Here is a 243-nt window from a genome sequence, read left to right on the forward strand (position 1 = left end):
GTAAGGCTACAGCCCTCCCTTCAACCCCCTTTCTGCCATTTGGATCTTTTTTAACAGTTCATTTTCTGCTTTTAATAAATTGTTTTGAGCCTCTAAACGGGCATACTTTTCCTCTAGAGTCAGTTCCTTTACACGAGGACGTCCAGCGTGTTTAGCCCTACTGTCGCTAAGTCCATCTACTCCATTTTCCCGGTATGCTTTCAGCCATCGATCCGCAGATGATTTCACTCTCTGTGGTCCAAT

At 44.9% G+C, this 243-nt stretch carries 1 pseudogene; it reads right to left on the minus strand.

Annotation, left to right across the window (positions count from 1 at the left end):
• Positions 1–39: 39 nt before the first annotated feature.
• Positions 40–243 (minus strand): annotated as a pseudogene (locus SB689_RS23975) (IS3 family transposase); the annotation flags it as partial.

This window comes from Chryseobacterium sp. SIMBA_038 (assembly GCF_046535115.1).
GTDB lineage: Bacteria > Bacteroidota > Bacteroidia > Flavobacteriales > Weeksellaceae > Chryseobacterium.